20 protein-coding genes are annotated in these 18270 nt (G+C 40.3%); 12 read left to right on the plus strand and 8 right to left on the minus strand.

The window, feature by feature from the left end; all coding sequences use genetic code 11:
• Positions 1 to 197: 197 nt before the first annotated feature.
• The 5 genes from MHH56_RS12025 to MHH56_RS12045 all read left to right on the plus strand — a co-directional run bounded on the left by MHH56_RS12025 (position 198) and on the right by MHH56_RS12045 (position 5091).
• Complete coding sequence (locus MHH56_RS12025; protein WP_339208462.1) at positions 198 to 770, plus strand: histidine phosphatase family protein; 573 nt, start codon at positions 198 to 200, stop codon at positions 768 to 770.
• A gap of 226 nt (positions 771 to 996) precedes the next feature.
• Positions 997 to 2094 carry an endospore germination permease gene (locus tag MHH56_RS12030; protein ID WP_339208463.1) on the plus strand — a complete coding sequence of 366 codons (1098 nt, stop codon included), beginning with the start codon at positions 997 to 999 and terminating at the stop codon, positions 2092 to 2094.
• Entirely contained in the window at positions 2091 to 3563 is a 1473-nt protein-coding gene (locus MHH56_RS12035; protein ID WP_339208464.1) for a spore germination protein, read from the plus strand. The genes MHH56_RS12030 and MHH56_RS12035 overlap by 4 nt, the downstream gene beginning before the upstream one ends.
• Before the next feature lie 2 nt (positions 3564 to 3565).
• Positions 3566 to 4711, plus strand: coding sequence for a Ger(x)C family spore germination protein (locus MHH56_RS12040; RefSeq protein ID WP_339208465.1), 1146 nt, complete (start codon positions 3566 to 3568; stop codon positions 4709 to 4711).
• A gap of 119 nt (positions 4712 to 4830) precedes the next feature.
• Complete coding sequence (locus MHH56_RS12045; RefSeq protein WP_339208466.1) at positions 4831 to 5091, plus strand: hypothetical protein; 261 nt, start codon at positions 4831 to 4833, stop codon at positions 5089 to 5091.
• A gap of 82 nt (positions 5092 to 5173) precedes the next feature.
• Here the strand turns inward: MHH56_RS12045 and MHH56_RS12050 are convergent, their stop codons facing one another.
• Complete coding sequence (locus MHH56_RS12050; RefSeq protein WP_339208467.1) at positions 5174 to 6091, minus strand: aldo/keto reductase; 918 nt, start codon at positions 6089 to 6091, stop codon at positions 5174 to 5176.
• A gap of 320 nt (positions 6092 to 6411) precedes the next feature.
• Here MHH56_RS12050 and csaA point away from each other — a divergent pair, with 320 nt between their 5' ends.
• Positions 6412 to 6741 (plus strand): chaperone CsaA, encoded by a 330-nt coding sequence (gene csaA, locus MHH56_RS12055; protein ID WP_339208468.1) that lies wholly within the window; start codon positions 6412 to 6414, stop codon positions 6739 to 6741.
• A gap of 48 nt (positions 6742 to 6789) precedes the next feature.
• Here the strand turns inward: csaA and MHH56_RS12060 are convergent, their stop codons facing one another.
• Positions 6790 to 7587 carry a polysaccharide deacetylase family protein gene (locus MHH56_RS12060; RefSeq protein WP_339208469.1) on the minus strand — a complete coding sequence of 266 codons (798 nt, stop codon included), beginning with the start codon at positions 7585 to 7587 and terminating at the stop codon, positions 6790 to 6792.
• A 369-nt stretch (positions 7588 to 7956) separates the two neighbouring features.
• Complete coding sequence (locus MHH56_RS12065; protein WP_076270138.1) at positions 7957 to 8205, minus strand: hypothetical protein; 249 nt, start codon at positions 8203 to 8205, stop codon at positions 7957 to 7959.
• 366 nt (positions 8206 to 8571) lie between these two features.
• Here MHH56_RS12065 and MHH56_RS12070 point away from each other — a divergent pair, with 366 nt between their 5' ends.
• The 4 genes from MHH56_RS12070 (at position 8572) to MHH56_RS12085 (ending at position 11660) form a co-directional block, all read left to right on the plus strand.
• Positions 8572 to 9477 carry a cation diffusion facilitator family transporter gene (locus tag MHH56_RS12070; RefSeq protein ID WP_339209571.1) on the plus strand — a complete coding sequence of 302 codons (906 nt, stop codon included), beginning with the start codon at positions 8572 to 8574 and terminating at the stop codon, positions 9475 to 9477.
• A gap of 547 nt (positions 9478 to 10024) precedes the next feature.
• A complete protein-coding gene (locus MHH56_RS12075) occupies positions 10025 to 10480 on the plus strand; it encodes a GNAT family N-acetyltransferase (RefSeq protein WP_339208471.1) in 456 nt (151 codons plus the stop codon).
• Between the two features lie 198 nt (positions 10481 to 10678).
• The gene (locus tag MHH56_RS12080; RefSeq protein ID WP_339208472.1) at positions 10679 to 11377 is read left to right on the plus strand and encodes an epimerase; all 699 of its coding nucleotides are present in this window, start codon (positions 10679 to 10681) and stop codon (positions 11375 to 11377) included.
• A gap of 97 nt (positions 11378 to 11474) precedes the next feature.
• Entirely contained in the window at positions 11475 to 11660 is a 186-nt protein-coding gene (locus tag MHH56_RS12085; RefSeq protein WP_339208473.1) for a hypothetical protein, read from the plus strand.
• 69 nt (positions 11661 to 11729) lie between these two features.
• Here the strand turns inward: MHH56_RS12085 and MHH56_RS12090 are convergent, their stop codons facing one another.
• The gene (locus tag MHH56_RS12090; RefSeq protein WP_339208474.1) at positions 11730 to 11918 is read right to left on the minus strand and encodes a hypothetical protein; all 189 of its coding nucleotides are present in this window, start codon (positions 11916 to 11918) and stop codon (positions 11730 to 11732) included.
• Positions 11919 to 12023: 105 nt separating this feature from the next.
• Positions 12024 to 13169, minus strand: a complete 1146-nt coding sequence (locus MHH56_RS12095; RefSeq protein WP_339208476.1) for an MFS transporter — start codon at positions 13167 to 13169, stop codon at positions 12024 to 12026.
• Positions 13170 to 13287: 118 nt separating this feature from the next.
• Between MHH56_RS12095 and MHH56_RS12100 the strand changes: the two genes are divergently transcribed.
• Positions 13288 to 14157, plus strand: coding sequence for a LysR substrate-binding domain-containing protein (locus MHH56_RS12100; protein ID WP_339208478.1), 870 nt, complete (start codon positions 13288 to 13290; stop codon positions 14155 to 14157).
• A 79-nt stretch (positions 14158 to 14236) separates the two neighbouring features.
• Positions 14237 to 14755 (plus strand): GyrI-like domain-containing protein, encoded by a 519-nt coding sequence (locus MHH56_RS12105; RefSeq protein WP_339208479.1) that lies wholly within the window; start codon positions 14237 to 14239, stop codon positions 14753 to 14755.
• Between the two features lie 11 nt (positions 14756 to 14766).
• On the opposite strand, the gene MHH56_RS12110 is transcribed toward MHH56_RS12105, so the two are convergent.
• The 3 genes from MHH56_RS12110 to MHH56_RS12120 are packed head-to-tail and all read right to left on the minus strand — an operon-like array spanning position 14767 to position 18225.
• Entirely contained in the window at positions 14767 to 15819 is a 1053-nt protein-coding gene (locus tag MHH56_RS12110; protein ID WP_339208480.1) for a Ger(x)C family spore germination protein, read from the minus strand.
• On the minus strand, positions 15816 to 16886 hold the full coding sequence (locus MHH56_RS12115) for a GerAB/ArcD/ProY family transporter (RefSeq protein ID WP_339208481.1): 1071 nt from the start codon (positions 16884 to 16886) through the stop codon (positions 15816 to 15818). Before MHH56_RS12115 ends, MHH56_RS12110 begins: the two co-directional genes overlap by 4 nt.
• Positions 16879 to 18225 carry a spore germination protein gene (locus MHH56_RS12120; protein WP_339208483.1) on the minus strand — a complete coding sequence of 449 codons (1347 nt, stop codon included), beginning with the start codon at positions 18223 to 18225 and terminating at the stop codon, positions 16879 to 16881. The genes MHH56_RS12115 and MHH56_RS12120 overlap by 8 nt, the downstream gene beginning before the upstream one ends.
• Positions 18226 to 18270: the final 45 nt, after the last annotated feature.

The following is an 18270-nucleotide window of genomic DNA, read 5'->3' on the forward strand; positions in this document are numbered from 1 at the left end:
CCTTCCGCCGTTTCTCAGGCCGATTATTAATAACATTTCTTAACTTTACCAGATATAGTAAAAATTAAATTCGCACCGCAGTCGAGTTTGCTGCCTCGACTTTAGACTAGCTCGTGCTGGAGGTTTGAATTATTATTCTTTTGTTTGTATAATGATTCAACTGGAAATGATGGACACTTTAATTTAAGGAGGATTATATGAACACCATCGTCTATATGGTTAGGCATGCTGAATCACCATACGATGAAGGAACTGAAAGAACAAGAGGACTCACCACAAAGGGCAAGAGCGATGTTGAAAAAGTTACAGAAATTCTTAAAGAAGAAGGAATAGATATTATTATATCTAGCCCATATAACCGAGAAATCTTGAGTGTTGAGGGATTGGCACAAAACTTGGGATTGGATATCGAAACATTTGAAGATCTCAGGGAAAGGCATTTTGCTGGAGAAATTATTGAAAATTTAATGTCCGTTATTAGAGAGAAATTTTATGATTTTGATTATGCTTTACCGGGTGGGGAGTCTAATTCTGATTGCCAGAATAGATCGATATCAGTGATAAAAAACATATTAAAAGAACACTCTGGGAAAAAAATAGCGATTGGAACACATGGTCTTGTAATGACTTTGATGATCAATTATTTTGATTCAAGTTATGGTTTGGATTTTTTAAATCAATTAAAGAAACCAGATATTTATAAATTAAGTTTTGAAAATTTAGAACTAAAAGAGGTAATAAGACTATGGAATGAGGATTTTTTTATTTAGCTAACGGATACGTTCGCAAGAAAATGTTTTTGTTTACCTATCCTTACATATGAATGGCAGCCTATGACGTGTTTTATCGTCCAAGGCTGCCATTTTTTATTAGGCTGATCCAAGACATGATTTGAACTGAATCTGTGCAACTTGCTCCTTTTGGAATATTAAATTGAAATTAGTACCAAAATAGAGTGAGGATTTACGGATTGTATAGATATGGATGTGATATCATTTGAGCGGTTCGGGTAATAAAATCAGCTTTGTGCAAATATTTATGATGTTTTCATTAATGAATGGCCTTGCCAGCCACGTTATTGTAAATCCGATGATTTTGTCTGCATCCAAACGTGATTCGTGGATTACTGTACTGATTACAGGTGTGTTTTTTCTTATTTGGATTTTGCTATTGGTCTGGATAATGAACCGATCAGGTCAGCAAGAGTGGAAAAAGTGGCTATCCCGCAGGAGTTCCCCTTTTGTTTCTTGGCTTCTTATCCTTCCCGTTTGCATTCAGATGTATCTCATTGGCGGTATGACCGTCATCCATACGGCTACATGGCATGTTACAAATTATTTGCCCTCTACTCCTAAGATGCTGCTCGTTGTCTCACTGGTATTATTTTGTACAGCCATGTCTATGTGGGGATTAAAGGTCATTGCGATCGTTGCAGGTGTGTTGCTTCCGCTTGTTGCTTTGTTAGGCATTTTTGTCGGTTCATTCAATTCTCCAATGAAAGATTTTTCGTTATTAAAGCCTGTACTTGAGCATGGATGGGGCCCGGTTTGGAACGGGATGGTTTATTCCGGTGCAGGATTTGTGGAGTTGATGGCGCTTATCGTGCTGCAGCATCATTTGAAGACGAAAGTTCGAGCTTGGCAGCTGCTTTTATATGGCGTATTTTCCATCGTCATTTCACTGGGACCTATCGTTGGTGCGATTACAGAGTTTGGACCCATAGAAGCATCCCATCAAATGACTTCGCCTTACGAGCAGTGGAGGCTCGTGAAAATTGGGCAATTTGTTGAGCATCTAGACTTTTTATCCATCTTTCAATGGCTGTCTGGCGCGATTGTTCGCATAAGCTTATCTGTGTATTTATTCGTTGAATTGCTTTCTCTTCGTCAAGCACGCAGTCGACACTGGGCAATAGCTATCATTATGGTGAGTTATATCCTTCTGTCACTGTTTCGAGTAAACGAATATACCTTTTATTTATGGATGGATCGTTATTACATGCCAATCTCGCTGGTGGTATTGTTGTCCTTCTCATTCTTATGGATGATTGCCGCCCTGTTCTTAGGATCTGCCTCAAAGGAGGGAAAAACATGAATGGACAAGCGCAGTCAAAGCCAGAGAACTGGAATGAGGAAAGCTTAAGGGATCTCTTTGCGGGGGCATCAGATGTCAAAATCCAAGCTTGCCACTTCGGAGAACAAGAGATCGTTGAAGTTGTAATTGCTTTTGCAGAAGGTCTGAGCCATTCAGCGGATATTGGTAAGTTTATTTTGCCAGAGCTTAATCGGCTTTTTAAAGAACAGGGCTCGTTCAAGGACCCGATTGTGCGGTTGTCCAATGTATTGTCGATTACAGAATTTACAGAAGCGACAAAGGATGCGTTATCTGAGGCTATTTTTCAAGGGGATCTGCTGCTTATATTCACACAAGAAAATAAAGTGGCTTTTGTAAGCATAGCAGATAAGCCAACAAGACAGCCATATGAATCCAGTACAGAAATTTCGGTTAAGGGACCAAGGGATGGGTTCGTTGAAGATATTACTGTAAATATTGCCTTAATCCGTAAACGGCTTCGAAGCCCTTCTCTCCATGTAGATAATTTGACAATAGGACGAAGAACAAAGACGCGGATTGGGGTTCTTTACTTTTATGACATCATTAATCCCAAGATATTGGAGGACTTACATGCGCGATTGGAAAAGATTGATATTGACGGTTTAATCAGTATTAGTCAGCTAGAGGAATTGTTGTCTGACTTTAAATTCAAGCTATTGCCGATTATGGATTTTACCGGAAGACCCGATTATGCCGTCCAAAGCTTGCTTTCGGGCCGTGTAGTACTCGTTATTGATGGATTGCCGATGGTGTTAATTGCGCCAGCTGGCTTGTCCCTTATTTTAAAGTCTCCAGAGGATGCCCATTTCAACTATGCGTATGTTTCGTTCTCAAGAATAATAAGAGGGATCAGCTTATTCTTGTCTATCTTTTTGCCAGCTGTATGGGTTGCGTTAGTGTCATTTCATCAAGATCAAATTCCATTTCAAATGATGGCTACTATTTCTGTGACTAGGCTGGGGCTGCCGCTTTCTTCGCATATGGAAATGTTTTTGCTGCTCATGCTGTTAGAAATTTTTAGGGAAGCGGGAGTAAGGCTTCCTAACGCAATCGGTCAGACACTGACGTCAATTGGGGGGTTGATCATTGGGGATGCAGCCATTCGAGCGGGTTTGGTCTCGCCTTCAGTAGTCGTAGTTGGTGCGATTACCGCCGTTTCGGGCGTAACTCTAGTGAATCAGACGTTAAGCACGCAGGTTAGTATTTTGAGGCTGTTCTTTTTTACACTATCCGCAATTCTTGGCATGTACGGCGTGATTTTAGGTATGGTACTGCTCATTGGTTACATGGGTACTATAAAATCATTTGGCGTAAGCTATTTGGCGCCTTTATCTCCGCTATCCGTCAGGGAGCTGCTTATTTCTTTCCTGAGATTGCCATGGGATAAAATCAACAAACGACCTACCGCGCTGCAAACGAAAGATCCCGATAAGAAGAAGGAGGATTAGACATGTATATTTTCCGGGCAATAAGCGTGCTTCTGTGCAGTATTATGCTTCTAAGCGGTTGCACGAGTATGCCGGAAATTCAAAATATGGCATATGCGACGGCTATTGGTGTCGACTTTAAAGACGGGAAATGGATTGCCTATACACAAATCCTCAATTTCTCAAACATCTCGCATAGTGAACAAGTCAGCCTTGGTAAAGCTGTCCCTGTATGGGTAGGCAAAGGGGAAGGGAAAACGATGGCATTAGCATTAACAGACATTAGCAGAACATCCCAGCTGCAGGTGTTTTGGGGTCATGTTAAAGCTGTTGTTATGACAGAAGCGGTGCTCAAGAAGGGTGTCACTGATGTGTATAGCGCGATTAATCGGTACAGGGAAGTAAGGTACAATATTCTTATCTATGGAACAAAGAGGAGCCTGCCAGAAATATTTATTCAGAAATCGATTCTGAATTTATCCCCATTGGAAACGATCATGTTTACGGCTACTCAAATGCACTCAGTCGTTTCAGTAGTCCTTCCTGTTACCGTAAATCGCGTGATTGCGGATTTAAATGAACCTGGAGAGCCGGCAATGATTCCATCACTTGACCTTGATTCTAAAGATTGGTCGGAAGACGAGCAAGCAAAGCCGATGTTCAGCTTGTCAGGTGGTTATTTTTTCAAGAAAAATAGGATGATAGGATGGATGTCAGCACGGGATCTGCAAGGGATTAGGTGGGCGGAAGAAGGACTGAAACGTATACCGCTTCAAGTTACTGCCCACGGCTCACCGGCTGCCGTTATTGAGATTTCATCTCCGAGAATGAAAATTAGACCCGTAACGGAAAAGGGAGAAACTCGCTATAATCTTGTAGTTGAGGCAAAGGGCATTGTCATTGAGCTAATGCAAGACGTAACCATAAACCATTTGAAGGAATGTACTGCTGATGCCATCCGCAAGGAAATTACGAACACCTATAGTAAAGCGTTAAAGGTCCAAATCGATCCGTTTCATCTCAGACAATCGCTTTATCAGTCATCACCCGCGGAGTTTCGGCGCTTGTCCAGCATCGATGATTTTTTCTTGAAAAATGATTCTATCAAGAACATTCAAGTAAACGTCAATCTAATGAATACGGGGAAATATAAGGGGACAAAAAATTAATTGAAGCAGACATTTGGACTCTAAGCAAGATACCTCGCAACTCTTGTAACAAGAGCACAATCATGAAGCCTCTACTAATCATAGATTAAAAGGAGCATGATAGTGGGAGGTGAGCTTTAATGGAGGAAATGTATCGTTTCGGCAGAAATAATATGAACTGTAGAGTCCGTGTTCGGACTCGGGATGGCCGTTGCCACGAAGGCGTTATCGTAAATGTTGATAGAAACAATATATATTTACGGACATCGGACAGGGTTAGAACATCAGCATATTATGGTAATGGGTACGGTAATGGATATGGTTATGGGTATGGTTATGGTTTTGGGGCAGGTCTACTGACTTTGTCATTGTTTTCGCTTCTTGCTATAGCTTTGATTTAAATAAAGAAACCTCAAGTCCATAGCGGCTTGAGGTTTCCTTGTTTTATAGCAGCAAGACGAAATAACTCACCCCATGTTTCGGTTAAGGAAGAATGTTTCCTGCAGCACGATAAATGGCATACCATTCTTCGCGTGTCAAATGAACTTCGCTAGCATTGCAGCAATCGTTCAGGCGGTCAAGATTCATTGTACCGATAACCGGTTGCATATGTGCAGGGTGGCGCAAAAGCCATGCAATAGCAATTGTCGTATTGCTAACATTGTATTTTTCAGCATTTTCATCGATTTGTTTATTCAATTCCGGGAACTTGTCGTTTCCAAGGAATACGCCTTCAAAAAATCCATATTGGAAGGGAGACCAAGGCTGAATCGTAATATCGTTCAGTCTGCAATAATCGAGGATACTGCCATCACGGTGCACAGCAGCATCATTTTCCATATTTACGTTAAATCCGCTCGAAATCATAGTTGCGTTCGTAATGCTTAGTTGCAACTGGTTAGCGACTAGAGGCTGCTTCACCGATTTCTTCAGAAGTTGAATTTGCATTGGTGTTTGATTGGATACGCCAAAATGGCGTACTTTGCCTGAGCTTTCAAGGCGATCAAAAGCTTCAGCTACTTCTTCCGGCTCGACCAATGTATCTGGACGGTGCAAAAGCAGAATGTCCAAATAATCCGTTCTCAGTCGCTTCAAAATTGCATCTACCGATTCTAAAATATGTTCTTTGGAGAAATCGAACATACCAGGACGAATGCCGCACTTAGATTGTAAAATAATTTTCTCGCGAACTTCATCGTTCATATGAATAGCATCTGCGAATATTTCCTCACAAGTTCCACCGCCATAAATATCAGCATGGTCAAAGAAATTCGCACCTTTATCTAGCGCCGTCTGAACAAAACGTTCGGCACCAGTCTTGTCGAGCGAATTAATACGCATGCAACCGACTGCAATCACCGGCACCTCTAGTGTACTGCTTCCAAGCTTCATCGTCCTCATGATTTAAGTCCTCCTTCGAGATTGGTTAACTTTGTTTGATGGATTCATCGCAAATAGAAGAGTGTTCTATTTGTTGCTGCACAAACTATGTAAACGCCTTCCTAAAATAATTGTGCCTTATGATTGTCTCACAAAAGGCCGCCGTATTTCAATGTTTACAAAAAGGATAAAATGATATATGTGTCCGCTGGTCGTGAGCACGGCATCTCTTTCAACGCGCTCTGGTATTTACATACAAACGTGAATTCGGTATTCTGGAAAAATAGTTTCAACTTGGAAGGTTATTAATCACGACTTTTTATTAAATGGAGGCAGCAAATATGGTGACAATTGAGGAGTTCATGAAATTAGAAATTCGTATTGGTACGGTTATTCATGCAGAACCTTTTCCAGAAGCTCGAAAACCTGCAATAAAATTAGAAATCGACTTTGGTGATTTTGGTGTCAAACATTCCTCGGCACAGATCACAGAACGGTATGAACCAGAACAACTTATTGGCCGTCAAGTTGCCGCAGTTATGAATTTTCCTGTTAGACGTATTGCGGGCTTTAAATCCGAGGTGCTTGTCATTGGCGGAGTCCCATCGGAAGGTGATGTAGTTCTTTTAAAGCCGGATCAACCCGTTCCGAATGGGACACCAATTGCGTGAGGAAGTTCATCAAAAAAGAACAGGTTGCCGATATAATCGGCAACCTGTTTAGCTTTCCACGTTCACACGTCGACAGCGATCGTAGCAATTAAAGTTATAGGGCTCCATGTCAGCTTCGATTTTTTTGGGTACATAACCATCGTTTGTTAAGCTGGTAAGAAGTTTAGTTAAATGCTTTGCTGTTTCTGGTAGGTCATGCATGAGAACGATAGGGGTTACATCATGTTTCTCTAATTTTTGTATTTGTGAAATTGTCGTTTTAATATAATCTTTGCTTGAAATAGACCAGTCGCTGCTGTCCACGTTCCAATCCCACAATTTATACCCGTTGTCACTTAAAACCTTCCTGAATGAATCCGTTAAATAAGGTACACTGCCGTAAGGCGTACGAATTAGAACCGTTGAGATGCCTGTAATTTTCTCAAGTGTTTTTTGTGCTTGATTCATTTCATCCAGCGCAGATTGTTCCGAACGGTAAAATCGATTTTTATTGTGTGTGACACCATGCAAAGCTACGGCATGTCCTTCTTCTACAATTCGTTTAACGATTTCTGGGGACTGTCGCATTTTTGGTTCCAACATAAAAAATGTAGCTTTTACGTGAAATAGCTTCAACGTATCCAAGATTTCATTGGTAGCTGAAGAGGGGCCATCATCAAAGGTTAAATATATCGTTTTATTATTTTTGTCATCATCGATTTCGGAAGGCTGCTTTACAGTAATTAAATTTGTTTCAAGTTGTTCATCTGTGTCATTTACAGTGGCTTGGATAGGATTTGGTCTGCTGCTGCATGCAGATAATTGAGTAACAATGATTAAAATAATACAAATGGCAAGTTTTCGCATGATCTAATTCCTCGTTTTGTATAAGATGTTTTGATTACGATGGTTCTTTTGTCCTTTCTTTTTGTACTGTGGTATATATCTTTGGGATGTCTGTTTAGTCAGTATAAAAAATAAAAGTGTCAGCACTATGGCTAACTTGTTTCTATGTTGTAAAATCTCGCGAAAATCGACATCAACTACTGATTATTGATTTGTTAATTGGTAACACTATGTAAGAAGAATGATGGACAGGCTTTGGCCATCAGTGATGAAGCAGATGGATTTTTTAAGGGGACAGCGGCACTCTGAGACTATTTAATATAAGTCTCATCATCCGTTGTCCCCTTTATTGATTGACCTGCTTTGATAACCAAACGGCTGTTATTAAATCTATTTACGTTTCTTTTTTAGAAATTTTCTAGTTAAATTAACTGATATTGATCTTAAATCAGAGGAATCGGTTGAATTCTGACCAGAATCGCTATTATCGCTGCCGCTGTCACTATCGCTGCTGCTAGAATCACTGCTGCTTCCTTTTCCGGCTATATTGGTTATGTTGATGTTTATTCTGCCAACATTCCCAAAAATAATCGTGCCTTCGTTTCTTTCAATGATGACACGTCCCAATTCGCATCCCATAGTAGCTCAGCATCCCTTTCTTTCATCACTATTTAAAGCAGCTTGACTGTAGATGGTTCTTACTGACTATTCTATGAATGAACGAGTAAATAGGTATTGGCTATTTGTAGAGTTACAGGAGCCTTTTTTTAGTCTAAAATCTGTTTTTATTATGGGATGTGGTATAAAAGCTCTCATTCTATTGGATTTTTCTGGTTTTGCGCAAGAGCAACAAAATTAGTTTATTCAAACTCTATTGGTGTCTGGGAAGATTTCTTACACGGGGCAAGACTGTTTCTCTAGACCCACATGAATTTCGTTTTGTATAATGACACGGTACCTTTAAGGCTATAGAAGATAGGAAGTGCTCAAGGATTGACTACTCAAATGGATGCAACAAACAAGCAATCAACTTTCGCGATTTGGAACAGCTTAATTAGCAACATTGTATTGACCGTCATGAAACTTACTGTTGGTTTGCTGTTTGGCAGCCAAGTGCTTATTGCAGATGGCGTTCATAACGCAGGAGATGTATTTGCAACTGCAGCAGCATTAGTCTCAATGATGATATCAAAGCGACCGCCGGATGAGGATCATCCGTATGGACACGGAAAAGCAGAGGTTATCGGAGCAGGGATTGTAGCGGTTGTACTTGTCCTTGCTGCGCTCTATATGGGCTATCACTCCGTAATGGCAATGATGGAACCGCCACATAAAGCAACACTGCTTGTCCTTATTGCAGCAGCCGTTTCACTCGTATGGAAACAGTGGCTTTATGTTTACACTATGCGAATTGGCAAAAATACGAATAGCAGCGGCTTAATCGCCACTGCATATGACCATTTAGCAGATGTATACGCATCACTGGCAGCAGTTATTGGTATTGCTCTAGCCATGTTAGGTGAACATTACAATATTCATTTTCTAAAATATGGAGATCCTTTCGCAGGAATCATTGTTGCTTATTTTGTCCTAAAGCTGGCCATTCAAATGGGGAAAACCTCTGTTGACGTATTAATGGAGAAAAATATTGATGAAGTGAGCATGGAGCAAATTTCAGAGCTCGTTAAGTCGATACCTGAAGTAAAGCGAATTGACCGAATAAGGGGTAGAGAGCACGGACATTACATTATTGTAGATGTAAGAGTAGGCATTCCGGCTGAATTAAGCGTACAAGAAGGCCATGACATTAGTAGAGAAATTAAACGTGTGATTCAGTCGCAAAATCCGATGGTGGAAGAGGTTCTTGTTCATTTAAATCCATGGTATATGGAAAACACTCAAAAAGAGTAAAGGTAGTTAAGCCGATACGAATGCAGAAAAACGGGTGCTGTGGCATCCGTTTTTTGTTTGTTTTTCAACAGGTTAAGAATGATAGAAGAATGAATGGTTCCACTCCGCTGTATACCTAAACGCAACAAAGGCTCGCGATTAGTCGTCTATCTTCTAATTGGAATATTTAGCATTTGGAGGGTATAGATGAAGAAACAATTAAAAGGCAAAGCCGTCGTAATCGTTATATTCATTGCTTGTTGCATTCCCTTACTTTTATGTTGGGGGTTGTATATCATCCTAAGTTCTCCGACGATGCACTAAATGACTCGAGATCTGTCATGATAAATAAATGATATTTTTGAGTTCAGTAAACTTCAGTTATAGGCATTCTTTATTACCCAAGCTGCGAAAAAGTCGTTTATGATGTGTATTGTAGCTATCTTTATAGAAGGAGTGATGCGTTATGAGAAATCACCGGTTTCAAATGATCGATTTGTTCGAGAGGTCTATCACTTAGGGAAATCCGATAGATGGTTTTTCCTGAAATACAGGGAGGAATCCAGAAATGATTACATTAAAGGCATTAGACATTAGTAATTGGGAACAATGTGCACAGCTTAAACCAAAACCAGAGCAAGAAAAATATATCGCACCTAATATTTATTCGATCGCTGAAGTGCAATTTTTAAAAGGATTTGTAACGAGGGCGATTTACAATGATGAAGTTATGATTGGTTTTACAATGTTTGGGCTTGACCCAGACGATGGGAACTACTGGATTTATCGGTTTATGATTGATGGAGCATTTCAAGGACAAGGTCATGCTTCTAAAGCAATGCTGCTGGTTATTGATGAAATAAAAAATGCAAGTGACCGAACGGATGTTATTGTTCTTGGATATAAACCGGAAAATGAGCGAGCGAGGAAGCTTTACTCAAAAGCAGGTTTTAAAGAAGAAGGTTATGCTCCTTGGGGAGAAGTACTTGCGAAGTATAGTTTCAAGCAAGCTGTTCACAAGTAACAAAAATCAAATTTCAAATAGCAAAGGCTGCCGTCCTAAACGAGACGGCAGCCTTTGCTGAGTTCATATAAAAGAATCTTTAGGAATTATGATACCTAAATCATAATATCGATATGATTATTGCGGATGGATCGTTTAGTATAAGCATAGGAGTGTCGAAGCTGTAACCAGCTCTGATTTTCAAGAGGAGGAATTGTGATGTCCATGCCGACTAGCGATACATTGGCAAGAAAGAAAGTTAGAGCAATAATTACTGGTTCTACTGGAATGGTGGGAGAGGGGGTGCTCCATGAATGCCTTAATCACTCTGAAGTGGAGCAGGTATTAGTCATAAATCGCAAGCCATGTGGCGTAACCCATCCAAAACTAACAGAAATTATGTTACCGGACCTCTTTGATTTATCTAGTATTGAATCTAGGTTAATCGGCTACAATGCCTGTTTCTTTTGTCTAGGCGTATCGTCTGTAGGTATGAAAGAGGTTGAATACAGCAGAATTACATATGATTTAACCTTATATATAGCTAATCTGCTCTCCAAATTAAACACGGATATGACCTTTTGTTATGTAACCGCGGGAGGAACAGACAACACGGAACAGGGCAAAAGCATGTGGGCACGGGTGAAAGGGAAAACGGAAAATGATCTGCTGAAGCTGCCCTTCAAGGGAGCTTATATGTTTCGACCAGGCTACATACACCCGACAAAGGGATTAAAAAACGTACATCGCTTTTATGGGTTGTTAACTTGGCTGTACCCTGTATTGCGGCCTATTTTTCCGAAGCATGTCATTACGTTAAGAGAACTGGGCATAGCGATGATTCATATCGTAAACGATGGTTATGAGACTTCCATATTAGAGAGTAAAGATATGGCGAAGGCGGCTAGATTAAAATAAAGCTTTATGGATATTCAAACGAGAACAAAGCTGAATCCTTTGTGATGCGGCGATATGGTGGTCAAGTAGGGCCTGCGATTGAAGGTGATCAGGTTTCATGAGCAAGCATGTTGTGTTGTTTACTATTTTAGGTTTATTTTCGATCTGGGGCTGCGTATATGTGGGTAGCCTTGCTCCTTCGCTTTGGAAGCAGAAAAATTTTAGAGGAGCCATTGGTGTAAGCATATTAGCGGGCATCACGTTAGTTGTTCCTGTTTTAGTCAGAATGATCGGAGAGGAATAAAAAAATAAGGCCTTTGCTAACTGCAGAGGCCTTATTTATATGGTTGCCGCAAATAAGTAAGCTGTTTCTTTATCCAGTTACAGCATCTACTCGTGATTGATCAGCATTAATGCATCGTTTGCATACTGTGATCGATGAGCCGTTTTTTGTCGCTCGCGGATAAAGCAATTTGATTCTAGTACGATTGCAAGTAGGGCAGGTGCCTCTGCCGCGTGATGGGAGGTTCCAAAGAGTCCGTCCTCTTTTTGATTTTGCCATCGATTATTCCTCCTTTCCGTTCAATTACTGGTTAAAACAATTTGTTTCAATAACTGTATTTTAATTCCTGTTCAGGTGGGTTTGATAGATAATAAATGACTATAATTAAACTGTTTCTTTTTTGTCGCCTATTTTCAAACTAGCAGTGAGCAAAATGAAGATGATGATCATTAGCACGGCTAGCGCCGGAGCAAAGTTATCAAATAGATCGGATGTGAAACCGATAAATAGAGGGCCAATGGATCCTAATAAGTAACCGCCAAATTGCATGACAGCTGATAATGATGTCGCTTCTTCCGCACTTTTAGCCTCTTGAATTGGAATAAGGATTGCTAGTGGAAACAGACCGCCAGCACCAATACCTAGAAAAACAGCAGCAAACCATGGAGAAAAATGCAAAAGCAATAAAACAATTCCGATCAGTTCTGCAAGACCGCATACGAGCAGCCAAGTTTTTCTGTGGCCAGTTTTACTTACAAGCATTGGAATGAAGAAGCTAATAGGAATTTGAATAACAGTAAATAATGTAAGGACAAGACCGGATTGCGAATGGCTTAAACCTAACGATTGAGCAATGGGAGCGAGCCAAGCAGTTATCGAATAAAAAATAGCGGACATACAACCAAAAAACAAGGTAAACAACTGTACACGTTTATTTTTGACGAACAAGGATGAGATCGGAATAACGGTACTATTTGTTCCTTTTTTCTTTAAAAGCGGGAGAAGCAATAGAGAAGCGGGCAGTGCTAGAATGCTCCAGAAGCTTAAAGAGTTCTGCCACGATTCATTTAGTTTATGGAATAACGGCACAGAGAAGCTGGACGCAATCGCAGCTCCAATGACCATAGCTACAGAATATACTCCTGTTATGCCCGGCTTATTTGGAAAGTGTTTTTTTATAAAGCCTGAGATTAATGGTCCTGCAATTCCAATTCCAATACCCGTGAATAGCGATGTAGTAATTAAGAAAAGACTGCTATTTGCGAATACACGAAGGGAAGTGGCTGTCAGGATCAAGAGCATAGCCGCAAGCAATGACTTTTCTATTCCTAAATGGGAATTCAGCTTTATCGCCAAAACAGCAAATATCCCCATACAAAGAACTGGCAGTGTCGTCATCAAACTTACGGTGACCCCGCTCATTCCTAAATTGGATTGAATAATATCAAATAATGGACCGACCGAAGTAATCGATGGTCTTAAATTCAAGGATACAAGAAATATAACTAAAATAAGATACATATAACGCATAGGAAACATCCCCTTCTTGGTTGTTGCACTCATTATAGTTTTGTATTTATAATAGTTCAATACTATATATTCTATAGAAACGATAGCATCAAACTATCATAAAAGAAGGGTTGTTACTATGGAGATTAGACAATTACAATACTTTCTTATGTTGTGCAATGAATTGCATTTCTCTGAAGCGGCATACAAATTAGGGATTTCACAACCGACGTTAAGTCAACAAATACGAGTGATGGAAGATGAGCTAGGCGTTCCTTTATTCGATCGGATTGGTAAAAAAACGGTTAAAACCGAGGCGGGAGAGCTTCTTGAAAGCTATGCTTTGAACATTGTTCAACAATTAGAAAACGCCAAAAAGGCGGTATCCGATCTTACCAATCTGGATGCTGGTCAATTGCGAGTAGCCGTGCTGCCATCGGATCTCGATTATCGTTTAACTTCATTGCTCGTTGATTTCCACAGGGAACTGCCAAATACAAAAGTTCAAGTGATACCGTCGATTGATATTTCAAATAAAGTGCTGAACAATGAGGTTGATATTGGTGTTGGTCTAGCGATTCAGTCAGATCCAAGGTTAACTCGCATTCCTTTCTATACCGAATCGTACAGCTTATACGTAAATAAAGAACATCATTTAGCGGCGCAGGATATTATTTTGCCAGAACAATTATTAGAGATCCCTTTTGTAATGTTCCCCAAAGGTTTTTATGGACGCGATTTAATTGACACATGGTGCAAAGAGCAAGAAATATCTATCCACACCATTATGGAGACAGGGTCTGTTACATCTTTGTTTCAGCTCGTAATAGAAGGAATTGGAGCTACCATACAACCAAGCCAATTGATTGAAAGCTTCCACTCGGTGAATATCCATGCGATTCCGATTAAACATTCACCGACGCGAGAGTTAGAAATTTTTTATCGCAATGATCGATATTTGAGTCGAGCAGCTAAAGTTTTTATGAAGAGATTGGAACAGTTTTTTTGAGGATGTAGTTGCAACTCCGTTTACTTTTATGTAAAAATTTAGATGTGGTTGATTGATATAGCTGAGGGGAGAGGATCATTTGAAAGAGGAAACCGTAATAGAACTGATCGAAGTAGCGCCATTTAAGGCGCTGGCAGTGCGGACAGGAATGACGCCAGACAAGAGTGGAACAAGGGTGGCTTGGAGCAAGCTGGCGGAGCTAATGCCGCTGGATGATGAACGGCTGACTTCAGTACAATCAGCGTTTGTATTCATCCCGCAGCAGCAGTGGGACAAGGAAGTGGAAACACTTTGGGTCGGTCTTAAGGTTAAAGAGTTTGGCATCGTGCCCGAAGGCGTTGAAACGCTTGAAGTTAGCGGCGGACTGTGTGCTAGCGCTCGCGTGTATGGCGATGAGACGAGCATGTGGGGTGTTTATGAGAAGATGTTCTCCTGGCTGGAGCAGTCACCGGACTACGAGCTTGATAAACGTGATGGTGTACTCGGCATGGAGACGGTTCCGCTCAAGCCAATCAATGCGTTGACCATTCCTTATTCAGACATCAAAACCTTCGATTTCACGATGCTCTATCCCGTTCGGCAGAAGCTGGTCAAATGACATCTATTGCTTCATTTGATATCGCCGCTGTCTCTAATGATCACATTAACGGTAAACTCTTGCTTTAACGTTGGAAACCATACTGTTTTCCAGTTTTCGCTTTGATTCTCCGTCATCTTATTGCGGTAATATTGTCCCAGCCCCAATATATCTGATTTATGAGCTTGAAGTCTGCTGAGTAGATTAGAGTATCTCTTTATCATTAGTGTTTCAAGCGCTTTTTCAACCTCTGCATTTGTAGGGTTTCCCTTCTCTTCTTCAATAACGCCTATTAGTTTCATATGGCTCTTGATGTTTGGAGTGGAACCAGACCAACTCGCTTCATTGTGAACACGAGCACTATCGATCATAACGGTTGCATTATTCATGAGTTCAACCGTTCCTCCTGAATATTGGCCTTGGTAAAGGTTGTAAATCAGAGTCTCTTCAATTGACATTTTCCCGACCATACGATCCCTGTTCATTATGGCAGAACCGAGGGACATGAAGGGCGTAGTAACCCCTTTCGCAATAATTGGGATTGCAGTATCCTCTGTTTGTACATACATTCCGCGGTAGGCTTCCCAAATGTGAATAATGGAAATATTCGGTGTCCAACCAGACTCCTTGCCAAAAAAATCATAAGCGGATAAACCGATATTCACCTTTTTCTTATCGTACATTAGCTGTGAGAAATCTCCAGATACAATAGCGACTAATGCTTTCGGTGAAATTTCTCTTGAACGGATAACAAACTCGATGGCATCTTTAATGCTCTTTCTTGCCGTATTTTCGCTTATGAGCAGCAGCTTTAAGTGCAATAAATCAACACTTTCCTCTGCCTGGGTTCGGAGAATATCAATGGCCTTGTCGATGGATTTGGCTTCTGCTTGCAGCGTTCTTGTTGTGTTGTTTTGTTGGCTTGGAATGCGTAAAAAAACTTGAACATTGCCCTCCTGGCCTTCCGTTATTCCCATAATGACAGGCAGCATACGTTTATTAATGTCTTTATTATTCCAGCAGCCTCCTAATACGGTGAAGCTGCAGCATAATAATATGAACGCAATAAGAGGCTTATATCTCATGCCAGCTTCCTCCTCTTTACCATACCCATAATGAAAATAGCTAAAGGTATCGCGAAAATACAGTAAAAGCGGAACCATGTATCCATATTGATGAGAACTTGAACAGAATTCCAAGTGGGAAGAAACCCTGCAAGCGCAACGACTGAAATAGCGAGAATGATCACGATGACGGGTATAGAGGAAATAAGATAAAGCTTTTGAATTAATTGGATCATCATCCAAAGTAGAAGAGCAGCATAAACAAAAACAGAAATGAGCGTACATGTAATAAAAAATAATGTTAGTCTATCAAACATAATCCAACTGATATCGATGGAATCCATGGATATGATGGTTGGGAATTGAAAGCGAGACGAGGTTTCGCGGCCGAATATAAAAAGCGGAATATAAACGAGAGCAATATAAAAAAATAGCAAACTCACATAAGTTAAAAAAATGGATTTGCTTTTTTTTAATATTGGATATTTATAGAGAGGGATAAATCCTAAGAACAAAAATCCAGAGTGTGCAATAAAACTCGAGTAAAAATCAGCGCTGGTCATGAAAGAAAAGGTTTTATCAAACAGCGGATAACCATTCTTTAAATCAAAATTGCCAAATGAAGTGAAAAATGAAAAGAGCGTCACAGGCATACAAATGATAAAAAGAATAAGAGTTGCTCTTATGATCGTAAGAATTCCTTTCCAAGCCGCATATAGAGGCACGAGTACCAATAATGCAAGTGACCATAGCGGGTATTCTGGAAGGAAGGTCACGGTCAGCATTTCGGAGTGAACCCGGAGAATGACACAAACATCGATAAAGAAGAACAGGAGCAACGGGGCAAGAATGAAGCGTGCAGCCCATTTTCCTGTTATTTTATTAAAAATATCGACAAGATCCATTTTTGGAAAACCAGCAAGACCTTTTAGATACAGCCACATTAAGATCCATTCCAACATAAATCCGATTAAAATAGGCTCCCAATGACCGCTTTTTGTAGACGCGATCGTTTTTTCAGGGAAAACTAAAAGAATGGTAGCAATATGAACTAAAAAAAATGTAGTTAATGGTGCGAATTTACTCATTAGAACCTCCAGATTTTATACTCGAGTTCACATACGGGTAGTGGAAAGTAGTCATACTTGATAAGTAAAAACAAATCCAGACGACCCCAACGAGCGTGCCTAGCAGGCCATAAACCGCGCTGATTAACAAAACAACGTATTTTAGGATTCGAATCATATACGCATTTTGGTAGCTGACTAACGTGAAATTGGCGATTGTTGTCGCAGCTAAAATAATGATCAATAAATTACTGACCAATTTTGCCTGAACAACGGCTTGGCCAAGTATAATTCCCCCTACCATCGTAGTGGTGGGTCCTATACTCTTTGGAAGTCTTATGCTCGCTTCGACAACCATCTCCAAAATGCCAAGCATGAACAAAGCTTCGACGAGTGCGGGATAAGGTACACCTTCTCTGCTTAGTGCCACAGATAAAGCCAGTTGAATACGAAGAACCTCTGGATTGACCGCGACCAAGGCAACATAAAGACCTGGTGCTAGAAGGCTTACGAACAATCCGAGAATCCGTACCATGCGTATGGTAATCATATAAACGAATGGATAGTTGCGATCCCCTTGCATACTCCAAAGATCGGTCACAAAACCAGGCATAGCCATTGCAAAGGGGTGATGATCCAAAAAAATGATGATACGGCCTTCCATTAAATGCCGAACGGACTCTGAAGGAAGCTCAGTTGAAAGGAATGGAGGGACAAGGCTGTACTTTGGCAGACCTAGCATTTTTGATAAATCTTGAATGCTTTCAACTTCAGTATCTTTATGTTTCTCCAAAAGAGAGTTGATATGGTTTACAAATTTTTTTTGAGACCTGCTTTTTATGTAAAACATGCTGATTTGGCGTGGATTAAACGAGCCTACTGAATAAGAACTGACGATTAAATGATTAGCTGTTATTTTGGATCGCAACATGCCGATATTCGTATTGATATCTTCCGTAAACGCATCGAATGATGATGATAGTACACTTTCAGTTTGAGGGGGGCTGATTGCTCGGGAGATTTGCGGATGCAATAAATTAAGCATTAAAATGGTGGAACCGTCTTCAGAAAAAAGGCCAATTCTCCCTCGTAATAATGATTGTGCGATCTCATCAAGAGATTTCACATAAGCCCCTCCAAAAGTAGAAAAAATCTGATCGAAAACATTGATCGATTCATTGGCATAGGGTTCGAGCAGAAGTAAAGAGTTTCTAGACTCATTAATGTTTACTAGAGATTCAAAATAGCAAAGTTGAATTTTTTTGTTATGAATGAGAAATTCCTCTTTGACGAAGTCTGAGCTTTCTTCGAAATATTGGTTTACTTGATCATATAAGTTCATGGATAATGGTTGATTCATGGTTTACCACCCCGTAGTTAAGGCCCTCCACAAAGCGGAGGGCCT

This window comes from Paenibacillus sp. FSL K6-3182 (assembly GCF_037976325.1).
In the GTDB taxonomy this organism is placed as follows: domain Bacteria; phylum Bacillota; class Bacilli; order Paenibacillales; family Paenibacillaceae; genus Pristimantibacillus.

Bases quoted from the DNA above. Each gene is read 5' to 3' on its own strand.
- MHH56_RS12040 (WP_339208465.1), top strand. From the start codon at position 3,566: ATGTATATTTTCCGGGCAATAAGCGTGCTTCTGTGCAGTATTATGCTT.
- MHH56_RS12110 (WP_339208480.1), bottom strand. From the start codon at position 15,819: ATGAGATATAAGCCTCTTATTGCGTTCATATTATTATGCTGCAGCTTC.
- MHH56_RS12070 (WP_339209571.1), top strand. From the start codon at position 8,572: ATGGATGCAACAAACAAGCAATCAACTTTCGCGATTTGGAACAGCTTA.
- MHH56_RS12065 (WP_076270138.1), bottom strand. From the start codon at position 8,205: ATGGGATGCGAATTGGGACGTGTCATCATTGAAAGAAACGAAGGCACG.
- MHH56_RS12060 (WP_339208469.1), bottom strand. From the start codon at position 7,587: ATGCGAAAACTTGCCATTTGTATTATTTTAATCATTGTTACTCAATTA.
- MHH56_RS12100 (WP_339208478.1), top strand. From the start codon at position 13,288: ATGGAGATTAGACAATTACAATACTTTCTTATGTTGTGCAATGAATTG.
- MHH56_RS12075 (WP_339208471.1), top strand. From the start codon at position 10,025: ATGATTACATTAAAGGCATTAGACATTAGTAATTGGGAACAATGTGCA.
- MHH56_RS12085 (WP_339208473.1), top strand. From the start codon at position 11,475: ATGAGCAAGCATGTTGTGTTGTTTACTATTTTAGGTTTATTTTCGATC.
- MHH56_RS12090 (WP_339208474.1), bottom strand. From the start codon at position 11,918: ATGGCAAAATCAAAAAGAGGACGGACTCTTTGGAACCTCCCATCACGC.
- MHH56_RS12095 (WP_339208476.1), bottom strand. From the start codon at position 13,169: ATGCGTTATATGTATCTTATTTTAGTTATATTTCTTGTATCCTTGAAT.
- MHH56_RS12080 (WP_339208472.1), top strand. From the start codon at position 10,679: ATGTCCATGCCGACTAGCGATACATTGGCAAGAAAGAAAGTTAGAGCA.
- MHH56_RS12120 (WP_339208483.1), bottom strand. From the start codon at position 18,225: ATGAATCAACCATTATCCATGAACTTATATGATCAAGTAAACCAATAT.
- csaA (WP_339208468.1), top strand. From the start codon at position 6,412: ATGGTGACAATTGAGGAGTTCATGAAATTAGAAATTCGTATTGGTACG.
- MHH56_RS12035 (WP_339208464.1), top strand. From the start codon at position 2,091: ATGAATGGACAAGCGCAGTCAAAGCCAGAGAACTGGAATGAGGAAAGC.
- MHH56_RS12045 (WP_339208466.1), top strand. From the start codon at position 4,831: ATGGAGGAAATGTATCGTTTCGGCAGAAATAATATGAACTGTAGAGTC.
- MHH56_RS12025 (WP_339208462.1), top strand. From the start codon at position 198: ATGAACACCATCGTCTATATGGTTAGGCATGCTGAATCACCATACGAT.
- MHH56_RS12115 (WP_339208481.1), bottom strand. From the start codon at position 16,886: ATGAGTAAATTCGCACCATTAACTACATTTTTTTTAGTTCATATTGCT.
- MHH56_RS12050 (WP_339208467.1), bottom strand. From the start codon at position 6,091: ATGAGGACGATGAAGCTTGGAAGCAGTACACTAGAGGTGCCGGTGATT.